At 62.6% G+C, this 19,227-nt stretch carries 12 protein-coding genes and 4 tRNA genes; 5 read left to right on the forward strand and 11 right to left on the reverse strand.

Annotated elements, in window-relative coordinates; translation table 11 throughout:
- The first annotated feature begins 78 nt into the window (after nt 1–78).
- The 5 genes from VXM67_RS09545 (at nt 79) to VXM67_RS09565 (ending at nt 1,791) form a co-directional block, all read left to right on the forward strand.
- A tRNA-Val gene (locus VXM67_RS09545) sits at nt 79–154 on the forward strand.
- Between the two features lie 80 nt (nt 155–234).
- A tRNA-Asp gene (locus VXM67_RS09550) sits at nt 235–311 on the forward strand.
- A gap of 99 nt (nt 312–410) precedes the next feature.
- Nucleotides 411–487: transfer RNA gene (locus tag VXM67_RS09555), tRNA-Asp, on the forward strand.
- Between the two features lie 137 nt (nt 488–624).
- Nucleotides 625–701 (forward strand) — tRNA-Asp (locus VXM67_RS09560).
- Nucleotides 702–906: 205 nt separating this feature from the next.
- Entirely contained in the window at nt 907–1,791 is an 885-nt protein-coding gene (locus VXM67_RS09565) for a DUF2242 domain-containing protein (RefSeq protein ID WP_023379469.1), read from the forward strand.
- A gap of 200 nt (nt 1,792–1,991) precedes the next feature.
- Here the strand turns inward: VXM67_RS09565 and VXM67_RS09570 are convergent, their stop codons facing one another.
- From VXM67_RS09570 to VXM67_RS09620, 11 genes are all read right to left on the reverse strand, one after another.
- Nucleotides 1,992–3,032, reverse strand: a complete 1,041-nt coding sequence (locus VXM67_RS09570) for an AraC family transcriptional regulator (protein WP_023379470.1) — start codon at nt 3,030–3,032, stop codon at nt 1,992–1,994.
- A 4-nt stretch (nt 3,033–3,036) separates the two neighbouring features.
- Nucleotides 3,037–4,155 (reverse strand): nitrilase-related carbon-nitrogen hydrolase, encoded by a 1,119-nt coding sequence (locus tag VXM67_RS09575; protein ID WP_023379471.1) that lies wholly within the window; start codon nt 4,153–4,155, stop codon nt 3,037–3,039.
- Nucleotides 4,156–4,345: 190 nt separating this feature from the next.
- On the reverse strand, nt 4,346–5,704 hold the full coding sequence (gene nhaA, locus VXM67_RS09580; RefSeq protein WP_104882020.1) for a Na+/H+ antiporter NhaA: 1,359 nt from the start codon (nt 5,702–5,704) through the stop codon (nt 4,346–4,348).
- Nucleotides 5,705–5,964: 260 nt separating this feature from the next.
- On the reverse strand, nt 5,965–8,520 hold the full coding sequence (locus tag VXM67_RS09585) for a fimbria/pilus outer membrane usher protein (protein WP_023379473.1): 2,556 nt from the start codon (nt 8,518–8,520) through the stop codon (nt 5,965–5,967).
- A gap of 86 nt (nt 8,521–8,606) precedes the next feature.
- The gene (locus VXM67_RS09590) at nt 8,607–9,359 is read right to left on the reverse strand and encodes a molecular chaperone (RefSeq protein WP_023379474.1); all 753 of its coding nucleotides are present in this window, start codon (nt 9,357–9,359) and stop codon (nt 8,607–8,609) included.
- A gap of 70 nt (nt 9,360–9,429) precedes the next feature.
- The gene (locus VXM67_RS09595) at nt 9,430–10,029 is read right to left on the reverse strand and encodes a fimbrial protein (protein WP_023379475.1); all 600 of its coding nucleotides are present in this window, start codon (nt 10,027–10,029) and stop codon (nt 9,430–9,432) included.
- 117 nt (nt 10,030–10,146) lie between these two features.
- Nucleotides 10,147–10,794, reverse strand: coding sequence for a response regulator (locus tag VXM67_RS09600; protein WP_023379477.1), 648 nt, complete (start codon nt 10,792–10,794; stop codon nt 10,147–10,149).
- A 69-nt stretch (nt 10,795–10,863) separates the two neighbouring features.
- Nucleotides 10,864–14,076, reverse strand: a complete 3,213-nt coding sequence (locus tag VXM67_RS09605) for a hybrid sensor histidine kinase/response regulator (protein ID WP_186599116.1) — start codon at nt 14,074–14,076, stop codon at nt 10,864–10,866.
- Between the two features lie 84 nt (nt 14,077–14,160).
- On the reverse strand, nt 14,161–15,354 hold the full coding sequence (locus VXM67_RS09610; RefSeq protein WP_287167697.1) for an EAL domain-containing protein: 1,194 nt from the start codon (nt 15,352–15,354) through the stop codon (nt 14,161–14,163).
- Entirely contained in the window at nt 15,341–18,157 is a 2,817-nt protein-coding gene (locus VXM67_RS09615) for an ATP-binding protein (protein WP_104882018.1), read from the reverse strand. The genes VXM67_RS09610 and VXM67_RS09615 overlap by 14 nt, the downstream gene beginning before the upstream one ends.
- A gap of 68 nt (nt 18,158–18,225) precedes the next feature.
- On the reverse strand, nt 18,226–19,215 hold the full coding sequence (locus tag VXM67_RS09620; RefSeq protein WP_104882803.1) for a fimbrial protein: 990 nt from the start codon (nt 19,213–19,215) through the stop codon (nt 18,226–18,228).
- Between the last annotated feature and the right edge of the window lie 12 nt (nt 19,216–19,227).

Consider the following 19,227-nt stretch of genomic DNA (forward strand, 5'->3'; position numbering starts at 1 on the left):
TGGGGGTATTGACTTAGCTTCGGCACCTGCGTAAATTTCGCGGCCTCAGCGAAGCAAACGCAACAAGCAACATCGCGGGGGTGATTAGCTCAGCCGGGAGAGCATCTGCCTTACAAGCAGAGGGTCGGCGGTTCGATCCCGTCATCACCCACCACTTCCTGAGATCGTTCCTGGTGCAGGCCGCTTTGAAAGAAGCGAAACGCCAGAGAGGAACAGGACGCAAGTCCACTATGCGCAGCGGTAGTTCAGTCGGTTAGAATACCGGCCTGTCACGCCGGGGGTCGCGGGTTCGAGTCCCGTCCGCTGCGCCACTTTTTCAACAGATGGGTGCCTTGCACCGGTCTGAAGCCAAAAGGCGAAAATGCCTGAGGCTGATCCAAGTTTCAATCAGGCGAAAGCCTGAACGATACGCAGCGGTAGTTCAGTCGGTTAGAATACCGGCCTGTCACGCCGGGGGTCGCGGGTTCGAGTCCCGTCCGCTGCGCCATCTTCGTTTCGAGGTCCTTGAACGCCTCGAAGCAACAAGGGAAGCGATCATCGTGTCGCTTTTTTTGTGTCTACCGCTGGGTGCCAAGCACCAAGCAGAGTAGATCAGGTTTTACCGGGCGCAAGCCCAAGCGATACGCAGCGGTAGTTCAGTCGGTTAGAATACCGGCCTGTCACGCCGGGGGTCGCGGGTTCGAGTCCCGTCCGCTGCGCCATCTTCGCCTCGAGGTCCTTGAACGCCTCGAAGCAACAAGAAAAGCGACCTCAGGGTCGCTTTTTTTGTTTTTGGCTTTGGCAGTGCTCCGTTGCACCTGCGGCCGAATTTACAAGAAGCTGACACACTCTTCACCGATGAACGGTTTCAGTCACTGCCCAGTGTGTTGCACAATAGACACCTTCTCGACTTACCCGGAATTCGCAATGACCAGATCATCCGTCTTTGGTGCGCTCGGGCTGGCCCTAGTGCTGGCGGGCGTGTCCGGTTGCTCTTCGAAAAAAGCTGCTATCTACGAACACGAGAACTTCGACGACTCGGGAACCTTCTCGCGCAGTTTCCCGGTGAGCGATGCCGGCTCCTGCGAGGCTGCACGGCGTGCCTTGCTCAGCCAGGGCTACATTATCACCAGCAGTGGCGCCAATCAGGTCACGGGCAACAAGAGTTTTCAGCAGAACAGCGAAAACCACCTGCAGATCAGCTTCAACATCACCTGTGCGCCCGATGTGAGTGACGATCAGCGTTCGACCATGTTCGCCAACGCCCTGCAGGACCGCTACAGCCTGAAGAAGTCCAATACCTCCGCCAGCTTGGGTGTCGGTGTGCTGGGCTCGGTTTCCATGCCGATCGGTTCGAGCGACGACTCGATGGTCAAGGTCGCCAGTGAGACGGTGACTGCAGCGCAGTTCTATGATCGCTACTTCGCCTTGGTCGAGAGCTACCTGCCAAAGCCGAAGAAGGTCCAAAAAGCCCAGAAGGCGAAGGTCGAGGCGCCCAAGGAAGAAAAGCCCGCAGCTGACCTTGGCTTGCCGGAGCAGGCGTCCGCCGCCCCAGTGGTTGCCCCGCCGCCCGCCGCCGCCCTTCAGGCTCCCGCTGCGGCGCCGTTGGCTGCACAGGCGCCAGCCTCTGCCAACGTTGCACCTGCCAGTGAAGTCCAGGCGACCCCGGTAGTCGATGACAGTCAGGGCTCGCAGCCGGTCGCGCCGCCCGCGGAACCTGCGCCGATCCAGGCGCAGACTCAGGACGCTGCCAGCGCCACCGAAACAGCCACGTCTGCGGCCACACCCACTGTTACAGAAGAGCAGCGCTAACTTCCTGAACACCTGCTACGTTTACCCTTCATGGGAGTTGTCATCATTCCTTCACCTTTCCTGCTTAGGTTGAAGGCATGACCAACGAAAATGAAAGCATGAAGAGGACGCAGGGCAATGGATGATTATCAGGAAGAGCTACTCGAGTACCAGGCTTACGAACTGGACACCCCAGAGCCGGCGGACGACGCCACCGAGCTTTAACCCGCGTGACGTTGGCTACGCCGGAACGTTCCCGGCGTCATGCCGGTCCATCGCTTGAACGCGCGTTGGAAGGCTTCGGCTGACGCAAATCCCAACAAATAGGCAATCTCGCCGAAGGCCAGTTCCGTGTCGCGGATATAGGTCTCGGCCAGGTCGCGCCTCGTATCGTTGAGCAGGCTGCGAAACCCTGTGCCTTCCTCCGCCAGCTTGCGGCGCAAGGTCCAGCAGGGCAGTTGTAGGTGCAGTGCTACTTCTTCCAGGTCGGGTTCACGGCCACCGTTGAGCAAGGGCCCCAGCAAGTGAGTGATGCGTTCGCCCAGGCTGCGCACTCGCGTGCGCTGCTGCATCTGCGCTTCGCACAGTTGCAGCAGGTGGTGCCAGGTGCTCGGGCAATGGTGCGGGTTGACAAGGTCCAGCGTGGCCTTGTTCAGGCGCAGTTGATTGCTGCTGGCGCCAAACTGCACGGCAGTGCTGCACAGTGGCTGGTAATGGTCTGCGTAGTCAGGCGCCTCGAACTCGATCTCCAGGCGTTCGGCCTGCAGCGGGACGCCAGCCAGCCCCGCAAGTTGAGCTAGCCAGCCGGCCAGCAGTGAATCGACCACGAAACGGTTGTAACCGTTGTAAGGGCTGATGGAATAGAAGCGCAGCCAGGCGCCGTACGGGTCCTCCAGGAAACGGGAATGGCCCCGGTAATTGGCAGCATACAGCGGTTCGAAACGCAGCAAGGTGCGCGCAGCTTCACCCAGGGTGGGTGCCTGCGCGGCCGTGACACCCGCGAGCCCGGCGTGCGAGAGGTGGCTCAGACGGCCCATGTGCAGGCCTAGTGCCGGCTCGCCGGTCAGCTCGATGGCCGCATGGCCCAGATGCATGTAACGCGGGATCGACAATCGCGCATTGGCTTCGCCCAGGCGCGTGGTGTCCAGTCCGTAGCGCAGCAGCAAGGGCGCGGGATCATGGCCCAATTCGCGCAGTGCCTGCGCCAATGGTTGGACGAAGCCTACCGACAGGTCTCCCAGGCGCACACGGGGGCGTGGCATGGCTTCACAACCACAGGTTCAGCAAGCGGGCGCCCTGGCTGGGCGGGCCGGCCAGCAGCGCTCCTGCCTGATGGGCAAAGCCCTGGCCATCGCTGCCTTGTTCCCAGAACTGACCACGCATGAAGACGCTCATGCTGCTCACGCTCGCGTCTGCGGCTTGGGTCAAGCGCTGCCAGGCGGTTTGTTCGCTGACTTCACCGCGTTGCAACGCCAGCGCCGCGGCGGCCTGCTGATGCCGATTGCCGCGCCACGGCGTCTCCCAGCTGCCTTTACCGCTCAGGAATACCGGGTTGGCGATGATCTGCACCGATTGTCGTGCCAGTTGCTGGTGGTTCGAGGGATACCAGCTGTCGCTGCCTACCAGGACGCCAAGGCGTCCGGCGGGTGTCTGCACCACGTGCAAGGGTTGCTGGCGGCCATCGTGAATGTAACGGCGCGTCTCGCTGTCGGGAAATTGCTGGCGCTGGGGCTGGCCCAGCGGCGAGCCATTGGCGGCGAACACGACGCTGCTGTTGAACAGTGGGCCACTTCCGGTGTGCAACACTCCATCCTTGATATACGGGGCCGGCAGCACGATCGAGCCGGCGACCAACGTCACCCCGAACTCCTGGGCCAGGCCGCCGAACAGCAGCTGATAGTCGCTGGCCATCTGCTGCGCTTTCATGCGCAGGTGTGCATCGGTACGGCGGTCATCGCCGCTTGCGCTAAGCATCGCCATCGCATAGCGCAGCGGGTTGCTCAGTTCCAGCCATTGCAAGGCTTCCTGGCTGCGAGTGACTTGGTACAACTCGTTCTTCTCACCCCGTGCCCACAGCCAGGTGCCGATGTGTTCGGGTAGCACCACCACCGTGCGGGGGCCTACCAGGCCTTGGGCGCGCGCCTGTTCCAGGTAGGCCGAAAGCTTGCGGTGCAGGCGTTGCAGGTTCTGGTAGTCGCTGGGGTAGAGCAGGGGCTCCACGCCCAGCAGGTTGCCGTTGTCGCCCGGTACGCCATGGTTCAGCGCCAGCTCGATGCGCAGGTCCGAGAGGTAATGGCCTTCCGGTCGTTGCAAGGTCCAGAAGCCGTAGCCGCTTAGCGCGGCAATCATTACCAGCGCCAGGGCGCTTGCCAGGAGTTTTCGCATGAAGCCTTACTGTTGGTTGAGGGGCGAAATGGTCGTGCAGTGACGCAGAGCATTCGCTGCAGCAGCGTGCAGTTGACAGGAAGGTTAAATGATCGGCGGTCTTGAGGGTAGGGCTGGCGATCGAAACCGGGTCGATGCCCGACCTGCCGCCTGGCAGAGGCGGCAGGTTGGAGGGGTAGAAAATCCAGCGTCAGACGGCTTCGACCTTGGTGCCGGCCGCACCCCGGCGCAGGCTCCAGAAGCCCCAGGTGAGGCCAATGACGGCGGCGATGACCGAACCGGACAACACCCCGAGTTTGGCGGCACCCAAGGCGGCTGGATCGGCGTAGGCGAGGTTGGCGATGAAGATCGACATGGTGAAGCCGATACCCGCCAGCAAGCCGATCAAGGTGATACCTGCCCAGGTCACACCGGCAGGCAATGCGCACCACCCCAACCGGACCATGAGCCAGCTGACACTGACGATGCCCAGCGGCTTGCCGAGTACCAGCGCGACCGCTACGGCAGTCATCACCCAGTAAGGCCCTGGAGCGGACAGGTCGACACCCGAGAGACTGACGCCAGCATTGGCAAGGGCGAACAGCGGCATGATGGCGTAGGCCACCCAGGGGTGCAGGTGACCTTGCATGCGCACCACCGGTGCGACCAGTTCGCGTTGTGCCAGGCGCAGACGCTTGAGGGGGTCCATCAGTTGATGTGGATCCTGCTCCGGGGTCTGCGCGCGGCCCAGCAGTTCACCGGTGAATTGCGAGATCGCCTCCAGCGGGCGCTGACGCATGGGCATTGCAGCAACGGGGGTCATCAAGCCGAGCACGACGCCGGCCAGGGTCGGGTGGGCACCGGTCATCAGGATGCCCAGCCAGGTGATCAAGCCTGGTATGACATAGGCGTATGCCGACCCGACGCCTATCTTCTGCAGCCCCACCACCATCAGCAGGCCAACCGCAGCCAAGGCGAGGCCGCTGTAATCGAGGCCGCCGGAATAGAAGAAGGCGATGATCAGCACGGCGATGATGTCGTCGATGATCGCCAGGGCCAGCAGGAAAACGCGGACATTCGCGGGAATCGACTTGCCCAGCAGCGCCAGGACGCCAACGGCGAAGGCGATATCCGTCGCGGTGGGTACCGCCCACCCTTGTTGCTCGGCTGGCGCATGGCCGAAGCTCAGGTAGATCAGTGCCGGGATCGCTACACCACCGATGGCAGCGGCCATGGGCAGCGTGGCCTGGCGCAGGCTGGACAGGGCGCCTTCATGGATTTCACGGCGAATCTCCATGCCGACGACCAGGAAGAAAATGGTCATCAGGCCGTCGTTGATCCAGAAATGCAGCGACTGCGAGACCACCAGCGAGCCGATCCCGAAGGAAATAGGCGTGTGCCAGAGTGCGTCGTAACTGGCGGCAGCGGGGGAGTTTGCCCAGATCAGGGCGGCGATGGCAGCGACCAGCAGGACCACACCACTGACAGCTTCGATATGCAGGAAGCGTTCGAGGTTGGCGAAGGCATGGGCAGCCAGTTGCTGGGCACGGGTTAGCTTGGTTTTTTGCATAGGCGCAAGAACTCCCGCAAGGCGGCCCGACCTGCGTGTCCATTTAACCTGCGTCACTGCCTCATGCAGCTAGCACCCAGGGCGCATTGTACAGGAGTGCGCCGCCTTCAAGGAAAAAAGAACTCGCCATGAGTTCACGCCAAGGCGTGGTGCGGCCTTGTTCATAGGCTTTGGCAGCCCTGGCCGCACTATTTTTTTACATCGCGTTTCCGATCATCCCCGGGGGCCACGAACGATGGCTTGCGCGCCCGGGTCGCCTGCTACGGCTGGCACACCAGGCGCTGGCGTTCATAATTCACCGCTTTGTCCCGTTCGGGCAGGTGATACGCCGCCACACACTGTCGGTCGCTCCACTTGATGGTCAGGCTGCCCTGATCCTGCTCCAACAGCACCAATGCCTTGCCGCTTGGGTCGGAAATCGCCAGTTGCCTGCCTTCGGTATCTTCGACCGAGGCGCCGAATGGAATCGACTGGTTACGCTCGTCGAACAGCTCGAACTGTACCCGACGCCCGCTCTTGCCCGTGTAGCGGGCAAGCACGACGGCGCCGCGTCGAGGCACCAGTTGCTGCGTGGCGTTGTCGATCTCGATGTCGCCCCCCAGATCGCGGGTATCGAGGCTGATCCAGTTGACCCGGTAGGGCTGGGCATTGGGGATCACCGCGTAGCCATTACGTCCGGTTTCCACACCGCTGTAGCTGCTGATCTTTGCACCCTTCACCCCGGGCACTTCGGCCAGTGCGAAGGTTTCGCTCAGCGTCTGGCCGAGGTTGATGCCACCTTGGTGGGCGACGACGGCCCCGGCGATGTTCAGGTTCTGCGAGTCGTAGCCGCGTCCCTGGCTATAGCCCAGGCTGATGTCGGCGACCGAGGTGCGGGTATTGAGGTTGGCCGATGCCGAGCTGCCGCTGGTGCGGCTGTGCCCGCCCTGGATCGAGTAGAAGGTGTCGCTGGTCTCCGAGAGATAACCGTTGACGCCAGCCTGGGTGGTGTCATTGCCTTTCTGCGTGCTCGTGGTGACGAACGCCCGAGGTGCACGGGCGCGGCTGCCGAGCGGGAACGACACCGATACGTTGAACTGGGTATCTTCCCCAGAAGGGCCTGAAGTTCCCAGTTCCTTGGTGCGGCTGACGTCGATGTTGTAGGAAACTTCGCCCCAGTTGTTGCTGTAGCCTGCGGACAGACTCTGCGAGCCGCCTCGGTTCCAGTAGCGCTGGTCGGTGGCCGTCAGGTACAGGCTGCCGAAGGCGCGGTTGCGGCCCAGACTCTGGTTGATGGTCAGGTCGGTTCGGGTCTTGGAGTTGCCGCTGCGTTTGACCAAATCTGTGCTCATGTCCTCGACATGCTGGGCGAGGGTGCGGTAGCCCTCGGTGGAGTAGCGGTAGGCGGCCAGTGTGAAGTTGGTGTCGGTGCCGGTGAATGTCTTGGCGTACAGCGCCCGCAAGCTGTTGCCCTGGGTGGTCTGGCCCTGGGCCTTGCTCGAGGAGTGGGTGACATCGAGCGAGAATGCGCCCAGCAGCGTGTTCAAACCGCTGCCCACGGCCAGTGCCTTGTAGTTGTCGGTGGCTTGCAGGCCGACGACGCCAGTCAAGGTGTTGGACAGGCCGTAGGCCAGCGTCGTGCTGAGCATCTGCGGCCTGGCCAGGCCCTCGGTATTGCTGTTGTAGCGTCCGGCGGAGAGGCTGTACTTGACCTGGCCATCGCGGACCATGAGCGGCAAGCTGGAGAATGCTTGCGTGCTGACCCGCCGGCGACCGTCGGCCTCGATGATGGTGACCTCCAGGTCGCCATTGGAGCCGCTGGGGTAGATGTCGCTGATTTCGAATGGGCCGGGCGGAACGTTGGTGGTATAGAGCACGTAGTCGTTCTGGCGAATCTCGACCCTGGCACTGGTCTGGGCTACACCCCTGACCACCGGCGCGTAGCCGCGCTCGCTATCGGCGCGCATGCCTTCGTCCGAAGCCAGTTTCAGGCCCCGGTAGCGCACGCTGTCGAACAGGTCGGTGTCGCTGAAGATGTCGCCTGCGCTGAACTGGCCCTTGAGCGCCGTCACGTCATGTTGCATATAGCTGCGGTTGCTCTTGAAAGTGTCCGGCCGACCGGTACCGCTGCTGAAGTTCGACTCGTTGCGCAAGCGCCAGCTGCCGAGGTTGATACCGTTGCGCAGGCTCAGGTTGTTGTTGATGCGGGTCTGGGCATCGCCGGCGCTGCGGCTGGTATTGAATTGATAGTTTACGAACGCTGCGGACACCCCGGCATCCCACAGCTGCGGGTCGACATAGCCGCGCAAGCCACGTTTCATCGCAACCTGCGGAATGCTGGCGGACAGGCGCAGGTGATTGGAGTCGTAGCTCAAGCTGGCCTGGTCGATCAGAGTGGGCAGGTCGTAGCACGCCTGGGCGTCAACCAGACGACCTTGGGCCTTGAGCTTGTCCATGTCGATGCCCAACTGTCCGAGCAGCTCCAGGGTCAGGCAGGGTTCCACGACCCCGGTCTGGGGGTTGCGGTTGAAGTCGATGTCACGCCGGCCCACCAGCACGTCGTTGCTGTAGAGGTCTACCCGATAATTGCCCGGCAGCACGCTGTTGGCCGACAGCAGCAGTTGCAAGTCGACCGCCGATTGCGCGCCCTGCAGGAAGGTGGTGTTGAAGCCTTGCAGGTGCGGGTCATCCTGCGCCGCTGCCAAGCCGGGTAGCGTGGTGCAGATGACCAGTGACAGGGCGTTGAGCTTCCAGGCCGGACGAAACGTGCCGCCATTGAGCGCGCGCACGCCTGCAGCGGCGCCGACTACGGAGCGGGAGGCGATGGACAGAGACATACGAGGAACCTATTTCATGTCCCGGCACGGGCTGGGCACGGGGAGGCCGCACGGGACCAGACGCGTGAGGTGTGGGCGCTACGGTTTCACAGGGCGATGGCGGGTTCGGCAGGCTTTGCGCTACCAGGCTGGGCAGTGTTCAACTGCACGGAATATTCATGTTGGGCGCCATAGTCGTTGATGCTCTTGAACGTGAGCGTCAACGGGCCCTCCACCTGGGAAAGTGCCGAGCTGAATGTCCTGTTTGCACGCGGGGCGATCATGGTCGAGTCGACGCTGAGCACAGTTTGCTTTCCGCGTTTAAGTTCGATATCGGCCATGGACACATGGAACAGGCTGGGGTTGTTTACAGTCAGTTGTGCGTGTCCGCCGCGTTGGGTCAGTTGCCAGACCAATTGCTCCGGTGCCAGCAGTGCATTACCGGGCAGGTCGGCCGGGCGAAAGAAAATTTTGATACGTTGACGCACCGCCAGTTGCAAGGTATTGGCCTTGGTACTGGCTTGCGGGATTTCCTGGACATTGAGCCAGACCACCGATTCGCGATCGGTCGGCAGGCCTTGGCCTTCATAGAGAATACGCAGCAGTTGTTCCTGCTTGGGCATTACCCTGGCCAACGGTGGTGTCACAGCGAACGGCGCGGGCGCTTTGGCGCTGTCGCCGCTGTCTACCCAGGATTGCACCAGGACTTCCTGGTTGCCATTGCGCACGATGACATTGGCTTCCTTGTGAGCACCGTCGAACACGACGCGGGTGGCGCTCAGGGAGATGCTGGCGGTTGCCTGGGCGGCAACGAGCATGCCCAGCAACCCGAGAACGGGATACATAGAACGACGCAACATGGTGGATACCTTGCGGGACGAAGGAGTGGCGAGGCTGATCAGCCTCGCCCAGGGAGCAGCTGCGAAGTGATTACTCGTACTGCAGGATGAACGGCAGGGTGGCGTCACCACGACCGGCAGTGGCGGTGCCCGCTGCGCCGGTGGTCACGTAGGCCGCGGAGAAGCTCAGGGTAGCGTCGCCGCCCTCGGCGCCCGTGCCGTGCACTTCGCTCTGGATCTTGGCGGTGGCGGCCGAGCTCAGGTCGATCAGGTTACCGTTGGGGTCGAGCAGGGCGATGCCGACGTTGGCGGCGGTGCCGGTGCCCTTGGTCAGGGCCAGGACCTTCTTGCCAGTGACCAGGCCCGAGCCGCCGCTGTTGGCATCGAAGACCATCGCCACCTTGGTGCCGACGTTGCAGTTGACGTTGAGGTTGAAGTCCTTGCCGGTCACGCGGCCCGAAGTTGGGTTTTCGGCGGTGCCCATGTCCTTGATCGAAACGGTGCCCATGTCTACGGCAATCATACGGTCGGCGTTGGCGCCATCGACCGAGCAGGCGTCATTGTTGATCACGCCGGTGAAGGAAATCTTGCCGCTGCCACCCTTGACCGGTCCGGTGGGCTCGGCGGCCAGGACGCCGGCCGAAGCGGTGATAAGCGACAGGGTCAGTGCGGCCAGGGAAAATTTTTTCATATTAATGTCCACGTGATAGTGAGTAAGTGCTGCAAGTTAATGCACGCTCACGATAAGTCAGGTGGTTTCCCTGGCACATCAGACGAATCTTAATGGCCCGACAATGACAGTCGTTAATTAGTTGAAGATATGACTCGCCAAGCAGTATTCCAATAACTCCTGGTCGCTGTTTACTTCAAGTTTGCGCATCGCTGAAACTTTCTGCGCACTAATGGTCTTGGTGCTGCGGTGTTGACTGCGGGCAATCTCGCTGACACTTTGGCCGGCAACGAAAAGACGCAGTATTTCGAATTCCTTGGGGGACAGGTTTTCTACCCGTTGGTCGATGGCGGTGGTGCAGGCGAGCACCGAGTGCCTTGCCGGTTCCGGCGCCCGGTAGGTGCTGTTGCGGGCGAGGGCATTGAGCGCCTTTTCAATCTCACCGTGCAATTGGTTCTTCTGGATGACACCGTAGACGCCCAGTTCCTGCAGCCGTGTCAGGATCAGGGGGTTGGAAATCATGGTCAGCACGAGAATGCGGACTGCGGGATAGTGACGTTTGAGGTAGTCGATCAATTTGAGGCCGTCACCATAGGGGGAGTCTGCCGGCATGTTGTAGTCGGAGATGACCATGTCCACCGGGTGGCGTTCGAGCAGTTCGATCAGCCCTTGCGAGCAGACGGCCTCGCCGACCACTTCAAAGCGTGGGTCTCGCTCGACCAGTTCCCGGACGCCGAGCAGCACGATGGGATGATCGTCGGCGATAATGACCTTGAGTTTTTCCATAAAAGACGATCCGTTAGCCGGTGCGGATGGGAGGGTTGTTTGCAGGCGTTGTCAGCGCTGAAATTGATTCTATGCGAGGGTATCTAGCATTGCAGAAAGCCTGTCCAGTACCCCCCGCAGGTTCTCGGTCAGGGCCGCATCGATCGGCGAGTCGACCAGCGCGTTCTCCAGTGCGCAACACTGTTCGGCCAGGGCCTTGGCCTGTACCGCGCCCAGGGCGCCGGCGATGCTGTGCAGGCGTTCGCCAAGGCGCTGGTGGTCACGCTGCTCAAGCGCCAGGCGCAACTGTTGCATGTCCTGGCGCATGGTGCTGACGAACAGTGCGCGCATCGCGGCGGACAGTTGCACGGTCTCGATGGTGGACGGTGCGGGTCGCTCGCTGGAGCTTTGCGCTTGTGCGCGGCTGGAGCTGTCAGCCAGGGTTGGCCGGCACAGGCGGACCAGATGGCTGCGCAAGGTTTGCAGGCTCAGCGGCTTGACCATCCAGGCATTCATCCCCACCTCGATGCAGCGCTGGCCCTCCTCTCGCAGCGCATTGGCAGTGACGCCGATGATCGGTAGCCTTGCGTCATGCTGGCGCAGGGTCCTGGCCAGTTCGTAGCCATTCATCAACGGCATGTTCACGTCGGTGAGGACCACGTCGAAAAGGCCCGGCTGCCAACGTTGCATGGCTTGTTCGCCGTTGGCCGCCACTACCGTTGTGCAGCCCAGCGCTTCGAGTTGCTCCTGGAGAATCGCCTGGTTGATCGGATTGTCCTCGGCCACCAGGATATGCAGGCGCAGGGCGGCGCTTTGCTGCCGCGCCGTGTCCTGGCCCTCGGGTGCGCCGCCCTCGCGGATCCGGGCAACGGCCTGGGCGATGGCACGTATGTCGTGCAGGTCCACCCGCCAGCTACCGTCGCTGAAACTGGCGGGCACCGGGCCGTCGCTGCTGGCGCAGATACGCTGGCCATGCCAGTTGATGGCGTCCGGACAGTCGAGCAGGTCCACCAACAGGGCCTGGTGATTGTCTTTTTCCATGGGCGGAATCGTCAACGTGGCGCTGATACCCAGGCGTTGCAGCCAGTCGACGCCGTGCTGGGCAAGCTCCGGGATCGGTGCGCGCACGTACACCGGGGTCGGGTCGGGCGCGACCAGCGGGCAGTCGCTCAACTCACCCGGGGCCAGTGGCAGGCTTACTTTCAGGGAAAAACTGCTGCCCAGGCCCGGCTCGCTGACGACCTTGATCTGGCCGCCCATCATGTCGGCCAACCAGCCGCAGATCGGCAGACCCAAACCGGCACCGCCCTCGCTGGAAGCGTCGACGACTTGGTAGAAAAGCTCGAAGAGCCTGGCCTGCTGCGCTTGTGAAATGCCGATGCCGGTATCGGCGACCTGCCATTGGAGGCTGACCTGGGTGTCGTCGAGCGCCAGCACGCGCGTGCGCAGCACCACCCGGCCGGTGTCGGTGAACTTGATGGCGTTGCTCAGCAAGTTGTTGAGGATCTGGCGGATGCGTATCGGGTCGCCGACCACCTGGGCTGGCAGTCGGGCATCGTGGCAAGCGTAGAGCAACAGTCCCTTGCGCTCGGCGAAGGCGCGGTAGGTGCGCACGGTATCTTCGAGCATGTCCAGCGGGCAGAACGTGACTGGCTCAAGGGCCATCTGTCCGGATTCGATCTTCGTCACGTCGAGCACGTCGCTGATCAGTTGGAACAGGGTCGCCGAGGAACGTTGGATGGTGTGCAGGTAGCCTTGCTGGCGGGCATCCAGGTGGGTCAGGCCGAGCAACTCGAGGGTGCCCAGCACGCCGTACAGCGGCGTGCGAATCTCGTGGCTCATGGTTGCCAGGAAGAGGGTCTTGGCGGTGTTGGCGGCGTCGGCGGCGCGGCGCGCCTCTTCCAGCGCCTGGGCGTCCTCGACGTGGCGGGTGACGTCGTTGAATGCGTAAAGGCGTACGTCTTCGCCATGGTAACGGGTCGACACGAAGCCGACCTGCAAATGGCGGCCCTCGACCTGCAGGTAGTGTTCGCCGCTGCGGGTACTGCCCAGTGCCGGGGCGAGAGTGCTGACCAATTCGCGGGTGCCTTGCCATTGTTGCGCGCGCTGGTTCTCCAGCAGTACCTCGTTGTCGGCGCTGCGAACCACGCACAGGCCGGTCGGCGCGGTGTCGATGACCACCCGGCTGAAGGCCTCGCTCTCGGCGATGGTCTCGTGTGCTGCGCGCGCAGGCAGGATGACCTGGCGCTGGTACCAGCGGATGGCCACCCGGCCCAATCCGACCAGGACGAGGAAGGTGGCGGCGAGGCTGGCCAGCGACCAGAACGCGTAACGGAAGAAGTGCCGGTAGGTCACGGTGTAGACCGCGCTCCAGCCACCGTTGGCTTGCTCGTGAAGGCGGAAAACCAGGCCTTCGGGCTTGATGTTGAGGCCTTCATGCACCCCCTCAAGAGGCATGGGCGTGCCGACCAGCACCTCTCCGGACGGAGCAATCAGGTTGAAATGGTCATACACGGTCCAGGCCATGATGCGTTCGAAGTCGTCGATCTGTGCCAGGTCGACCAGCGACGCCACTTGCAAATGTTGGCCGCTTGCCTCGGTCGGGCGCAGGGCGATGCTGGCATAGGCCAGTACCCGCGGTGGGGAGTCCTGGTCCGGCTGTTCGACATAGCTGCGCCAGACGATTCCGGCGCCCTGGTCCAGGCCTTGGGGGCGCCGCGCCGCGACCTGCCTGACCACGTCGATGAAAGGCTCGTCCACGTCCTGGGGCTTGCCCCGACTGCGGCCGGCGGCGGGAACCGTGATGTCGTAATGGGCATCCGGCGAGAACAGGAACACCTGGGGCGATCGGTAGGGGGAGGCCGACCAGAACATGCTGTAGAAGCTGGCCAGGTTCGCACCCTGGCTGAAGATGCTTGCCACCTGGTTGCCAGCGAGGCTGTGCGAGTCGAGCTTGAGGCTGAATGGCAGGGAAAATGGAAATGCCTGGCCTTTGTAGATGTCCGGTCCTTGGTCGGGCAGTGGTGTCAGCACCGGTTCGAGCGCACGTGGGTGGTCGAGCAACTCGCCCCTGGCGCTGCGTAGCACGAGGGCCTCGAGGAAGCTTTCCTGTTCCTGGATGTTTTCCATCAGCCGGGCGAAATGGATGCTGACCGTGTCGTTATGCTCGTCGACCAGGCGCTCGATGGACCAGAGGCTGAAGCCGGCCAGCAGCAGCGCCAGGCCAAGCAGAACGGTCATGCCTTTGTTCAGTCGCAGGGAGCTGCGAGCCAGGTTTTCCAGCAGGGCGTTGTATTGTTTCATGAAAGAATCCGGAAGACCTTGGGGGCATCGGTACCCTAGGGATATTACCTCTGATGCCCGGCCGGCGCCGTGAGTTACAACAGTTCAGTAGGCTGACGGCGGACCGTCGCTGTGCAGCAGGCGCTGGAACTGTTCAGCCGAGACGGCATGGGAGATCAGGAAACCCTGAACCTGGTTGCAGTCTACCTTGCGTAGCATCTCGAGCTCCTGGGGCGTTTCGACACCCTCTGCCACCACGGTCAGCCCAAGCTTGCGCCCCAGGGCGACGATGCTGGCCAGGGCCGAAGCCAGGCTCTCGCTTTCATCGCAGCGCTGCACCAGGGCGCGGTCGATCTTGAGCTCGGTGAACGGCGTCGAGACCAGGCTCAGGTACGAGCTGTAGCCTTTGCCGAAGTCGTCCTGGGACAGGCCGAACCCCTTCATGCGCAAGCGGCAGGCGCCTGCATAGAAATTGCTCAGCTCTTCGGGAACTGAACATTCCATCAGCTCGAAGCACAGCTTGCCGGGCACGCCTTGGTGGTGCAGGACGAACTCCAGCAAGCGGTCGGCCAGATCATGGCTGTTGAGCAGGTGGGTCGGCAGGTTGATCGAGACGGGGATGTCATAGCCTCGGTCACGCCACCGTGCCTGGGCATCCATGGCTTGCTTGAGCATCACCCACAGCAGCCTTTCCTCGAGGCCGAAGGCCGTGATCGTCGGTAGGAAGGTGCCTGGCAACAAGACTCCTTGGTCCGGATGCATCCAGCGCACCAGCGCTTCGGCTGCGACGATGCGGCCATTGTGCAAAGACTTCTTGGGCTGGAACCAGGCCTGGAAGGCTCGGTTGTTCAAGGCATCTATCAGTGTCTGGCGATCGAACTCGAGGGCTGTCGGGGCCGCTTGGGCCGGAGCCTGGTGGTGCAGTTGCAACTGGTCGATCAGGCTGCGCAGCGCAGCCGGCTCGACTGGCTTGGAAATCAGCCCAAGCACGTCCACGCCAAGGTTCTTGGCCACCAGGCTTGCAGCCATGAGCATGCGCCGCGAGGCCGCGCTCATGATCGCCAGACCGGGTTTGTGGCGAAGGCCAGCCAGGTGCTGGATAAACTGCACGCCATCCATGCCAGGCATCAGCAGGTCAGTCAGGACCAGGTCGAAGTCGCGCAGTCGCAGGCGCTCCAGCGCTTCCTGGCCATCCCGGGCTGCCTCCAGGTTGAAGGTGCCAAGCTCGCTGAACAGGTGTTGCAGGTACATGTGCTGGAAAGGGTGGTCTTCGACGATCAGGATGTTAAAGGACTTCATGGCGGCTACCTCGATACGGGGCCAGGCAGTTGAACAACACTTGCAGGTTGAAAGGCTTGATCAGGCAGCGGTCCATGCCAGCGGCCAGGCACAGTTCTTCCTCGCCACGCAGTGCGTTGGCGGTGGCGCCGATGATGGGCTGGGCGCAGCCCAGACCGCGCAGGGCTCGGGCCAGTTCGTAGCCGTTGATACCGGGCATGTTGACGTCGGTCAGCACCAGGTCGAAGTGCTCGCGTTTCCAACTTTGCAGGGCCTGCTCGCCATCGCTGGCCAAGCTCACGCTGCAGCCGAGCTCCTCGAGCTGGTCGCGAAGGATCAACTGGTTGATGAGATTGTCCTCGGCAACCAGCACGTGCAGCCCAAGCGGCTCCGGCGCGCGAACGTCGGGTACGGCTTCGTGCCTGGCACTGCGCAGGCCCTGGGCCTGGGCGACGGCATGGTGCAGGGCGCCCAGGTCGTTGAGGTTGACCTGCCAGTGACCGGCTTCGTGGCGGGCTTCCCAGCATCCCTGGGCGCTGGCCAGGATCCGCGGGCCAGGCCATTCTCCGACCAGGCAGCGCTCGACGCTGCCTGGATGCAGTTCGACCAGCAGTTCGCCGGCCAGGGCGCAGCCCGGCGCACCGACCTGGGCACGAGCCCCCCAGCGACATAACCAGCCAGCGATGGCTTCTGCCAGTTCGCGCGCCGGCGATACCACGTGAATGCGCTCTGCCAGAAGATTGAACGGGGCATTGCTGCGGCCGGACGCCACTTCCAAAGGCAGGGTCAGGCTGAAGCTGCTGCCAAGGCCCAACTCGCTTACCAGGCGCAGTTGGCCATTCATCAATTGGGTCAGCCGCTGGCAGATCGGCAGCCCAAGGCCTGTGCCGGGTATGACCTGGGTATGGCCCTCGGTCTGGTAGAAAGGGTCGAAGATGAACGGCTGGTCCTGTTCGGCGATGCCCTTGCCCGTGTCCGAGACTTGCCACAACAGGCAGGAGCGCTCGCCATCGCGGTTGAGCAGCCGGACCCGCAACACCACGCGGCCGCAATCGGTGAACTTGACCGCATTGCTCAGCAGGTTGTTGAGGATCTGGCGGATCCGGTTGACGTCACCGATCAGGTGTTCCGGCAGGCGCGGGTCCAGACAACTGTAGAGCAGCAGCCCCTTGCTCCTGGCCGCCGCGCTGTAGCCCTGGATTACCTCGCGGACCAGCTCCAACGCACTGAACTCGCTGAGTTCGAGGGCCAGTTGACCTGCCTCGATCTTGGACACGTCGAGGACGTCGCAGATCAACTGCAGCAAGGTCGAGGAGGAGCCTTCGATGGCTTGCAGGTAGTCGCGCTGCTGGGCGTCCAGCGCAGTACGCGACAGCAGCTCCAGGGTGCCCAGCACACCGAAGAGCGGCGTGCGGATCTCATGGCTCATGGTCGCCAGGAACTGGGTTTTCGCTTCGTTGGCCGTGTCGGCAGCGCGCCGGGCATCCTCCAGCGCGGCCTCGATCTGCTTGCGCGCGCTGATGTCGCTGAATGCGCACAACAGAACCTGCTCGCCCTTGTAGCGGGTTGGCGAACAACTCAGGTACAGGTGACGCCCTTCGGCGCTCTCGAAATAGTCGCTGTACTGGCCTTCGTCTGGTTCGAAGACTTTCTCTATCCATTGCGCGCTGCGCGCGTCCCGTGCCTGGCCTTGGCCCAACCACTGCTGGGCCAGGTGATTTTCCAGCACGACCTGTCCATCGCTGCGTCGCAGCACGCACAGGGCCACAGGTGCTGTTTCGATGACATCACGGCTGAACATCTCGCTTTCGACCAGTTCGCGGATACGCTCGACCGTTGGGGTGAAGAAGCGCTGGTCGAAACGCTGAATCAGGACTCTTATCAAGGTGATGCTGAGCACGCAGAACAGCAGGGCACCGAGCAGTTGCTGCCACACGCCGGCGAGGATCGCGGACAGGCCGATCGCGTATACCAGTTGCCAGTCCGAGGACATCAGCGGCTTGCTGATGACCAGGTACTCCGGCAGTAGCCCCTGGCCGACAAAGCCGAAGAAGTCCTGACCCACGGGCTTAGGTAGCGAGCGGTTCAATGCCGGGCCCTGACTGTTGGTGAACACCAGCATCCCGTCGGCGTTGAACATCATGAATTCCCCCGCGCTGGCATCCTTGAGCGATGGCGCCACCGCCTGGCTGTCGATTTCCAGGCCCAGCCAGCCGGAGTCCGCGTCGCGTTCGTCCAGGCGCAGGAAGATGAAAAGGCGCGAGCTTTGCGCGCCCTGGTCGGCCAGCCACAGTTCCCGTGGTGCCTTCACCCGTTGCCCTGCATCGCGGAGTCGGTCGAGCAGGGCGCGTGAAGGCTCCGGCGCCTGCGAGTCGACGTTGTACAGCCAGCGCATGGGGGCTTGGGCATCTGCGCCGACATACAGCAGGTTGACATGGCGCGCCTTGAGATAGGCGCACATGCGTCGTGTCAGCCACAGGCTCCAGCGCTTGCCCGGCTGGTTGCCCAGTTGCAGGTGGACCTCTTCGCCCGGTGCCAGGGGCACCGCTTGGACGCCAGGAACGGCCTGGCGCACGGTTGCGAGGCTCAGGCTTTCGAGCAGTGCCTCACGGTTGGTGAAAAAGGTATGCGCCTCGGCGATCGCACTGCTCATGGCGCCGTGGCGCCGGGCAATGTCGGTGTTGAACGTGAAGGACAGGAAATTGTAGGCCGCGCCGAGAATGCCGGCCGAGAGTACGAACGCCAGCAGCCGAAGCAGCCGGCGTGCTGCTTCGGGGTCGGAGAGTAGAGGGTTGATCTGTTGCAGATAGGCTTTGAGTCGCATCCGGCGAATTTAGGCCCGCCGCTGGCAACTAGACATCAGACGATCCTTAAAGGGGCCTGGTCGCGGTGTTACTTGTAGAAAAGGTCCACCAGCGCCATGGCCTCGAACGTACCGGGGACAGGGGCCGAGCGCCAAATCAGGTCGGCACGGAACTCGTTGCGGATCAAGCCCGGTGTAGTGAGGTCCGCCAGCTTGAACCAGGTATCGAAGGGCACCGGTTGGTTGTTGTCCTGCTGGGTCAGGGCGATGCCGACAGAGCTGTTATTGCCGGGCACCAGCAGTTTGTCGATGACACTGGCGCTGCCGGCAACCGGGCTGAAGCGAGCACTGACGGCGTACGGCGTGTCGCAGGTCCTGACCAGGTCGAGGCTGAAATTGGCCGAGCTGGCGACCTGGCCGATTTGTGCCGAGCTGGCGAGGGCGCGGCGGAAATTGACCACCGAAGGTAAGATGGTCAGCTCGGGCGAACAGGGTACGAAGCGCACGTTGTTCATACCGGTGACGACATAGTTGAGGTTGCTGTCAGGCTTGGGGTTGAGTCCGCCCTTGCCGTCCAGCTGGAACACCCGATATTCACTCAGGACGCTGGCTTGTCCATCGGTCGGCGTTTCACCGTATTTTTCGATGAACACGGTGAAGGTCAGGGTGAAGCGGGCCTTGTCCCAGCCCGTGCAGTTCGCCCAGTTGCAACCGTGGAACGAGTTGAAACCGGTGCTGACCGCGCCCGAACTCTGGGTGATGGTCTTGGATCCGTAGCGAATCCCGACCCGTATGCCCTTGCCGATGCTGATTTTCGCAGGGTTGACCCAGAAATAGACGTCTTCCCGTACGCCTGTTTCGTAGTCATCGGCGCAGATGACCGGCACTGAATGTGGCGCAGATTCCCAGATGATCGTGCCGTCCGCCGCGTCGGCCGGCACCGCCAGCGCGGTACCCAGGGCCTCCTTGAACACCGACGCCTTGGAGGGGTCCAGCTTGCATGACAGCGCATAGCTGGTGGCCGGGCAGCTGGCTGCGACGAAGAGCAGGCCCAGCAGGGCTTTTCGAATTGGGATCATGGGGGGGCTATC

The sequence above is a fragment of the Pseudomonas sp. Rh2 genome (assembly GCF_040762985.1).
Lineage (GTDB): Bacteria > Pseudomonadota > Gammaproteobacteria > Pseudomonadales > Pseudomonadaceae > Aquipseudomonas > Aquipseudomonas taiwanensis.

Bases quoted from the DNA above. Each gene is read 5' to 3' on its own strand.
- VXM67_RS09575 (WP_023379471.1), bottom strand. From the start codon at position 4,155: ATGCGAAAACTCCTGGCAAGCGCCCTGGCGCTGGTAATGATTGCCGCG.
- VXM67_RS09620 (WP_104882803.1), bottom strand. From the start codon at position 19,215: ATGATCCCAATTCGAAAAGCCCTGCTGGGCCTGCTCTTCGTCGCAGCC.
- VXM67_RS09600 (WP_023379477.1), bottom strand. From the start codon at position 10,794: ATGGAAAAACTCAAGGTCATTATCGCCGACGATCATCCCATCGTGCTG.
- nhaA (WP_104882020.1), bottom strand. From the start codon at position 5,704: ATGCAAAAAACCAAGCTAACCCGTGCCCAGCAACTGGCTGCCCATGCC.
- VXM67_RS09590 (WP_023379474.1), bottom strand. From the start codon at position 9,359: ATGTTGCGTCGTTCTATGTATCCCGTTCTCGGGTTGCTGGGCATGCTC.
- VXM67_RS09610 (WP_287167697.1), bottom strand. From the start codon at position 15,354: ATGAAGTCCTTTAACATCCTGATCGTCGAAGACCACCCTTTCCAGCAC.
- VXM67_RS09565 (WP_023379469.1), top strand. From the start codon at position 907: ATGACCAGATCATCCGTCTTTGGTGCGCTCGGGCTGGCCCTAGTGCTG.
- VXM67_RS09595 (WP_023379475.1), bottom strand. From the start codon at position 10,029: ATGAAAAAATTTTCCCTGGCCGCACTGACCCTGTCGCTTATCACCGCT.
- VXM67_RS09585 (WP_023379473.1), bottom strand. From the start codon at position 8,520: ATGTCTCTGTCCATCGCCTCCCGCTCCGTAGTCGGCGCCGCTGCAGGC.
- VXM67_RS09605 (WP_186599116.1), bottom strand. From the start codon at position 14,076: ATGAAACAATACAACGCCCTGCTGGAAAACCTGGCTCGCAGCTCCCTG.
- VXM67_RS09570 (WP_023379470.1), bottom strand. From the start codon at position 3,032: ATGCCACGCCCCCGTGTGCGCCTGGGAGACCTGTCGGTAGGCTTCGTC.
- VXM67_RS09615 (WP_104882018.1), bottom strand. From the start codon at position 18,157: ATGCGACTCAAAGCCTATCTGCAACAGATCAACCCTCTACTCTCCGAC.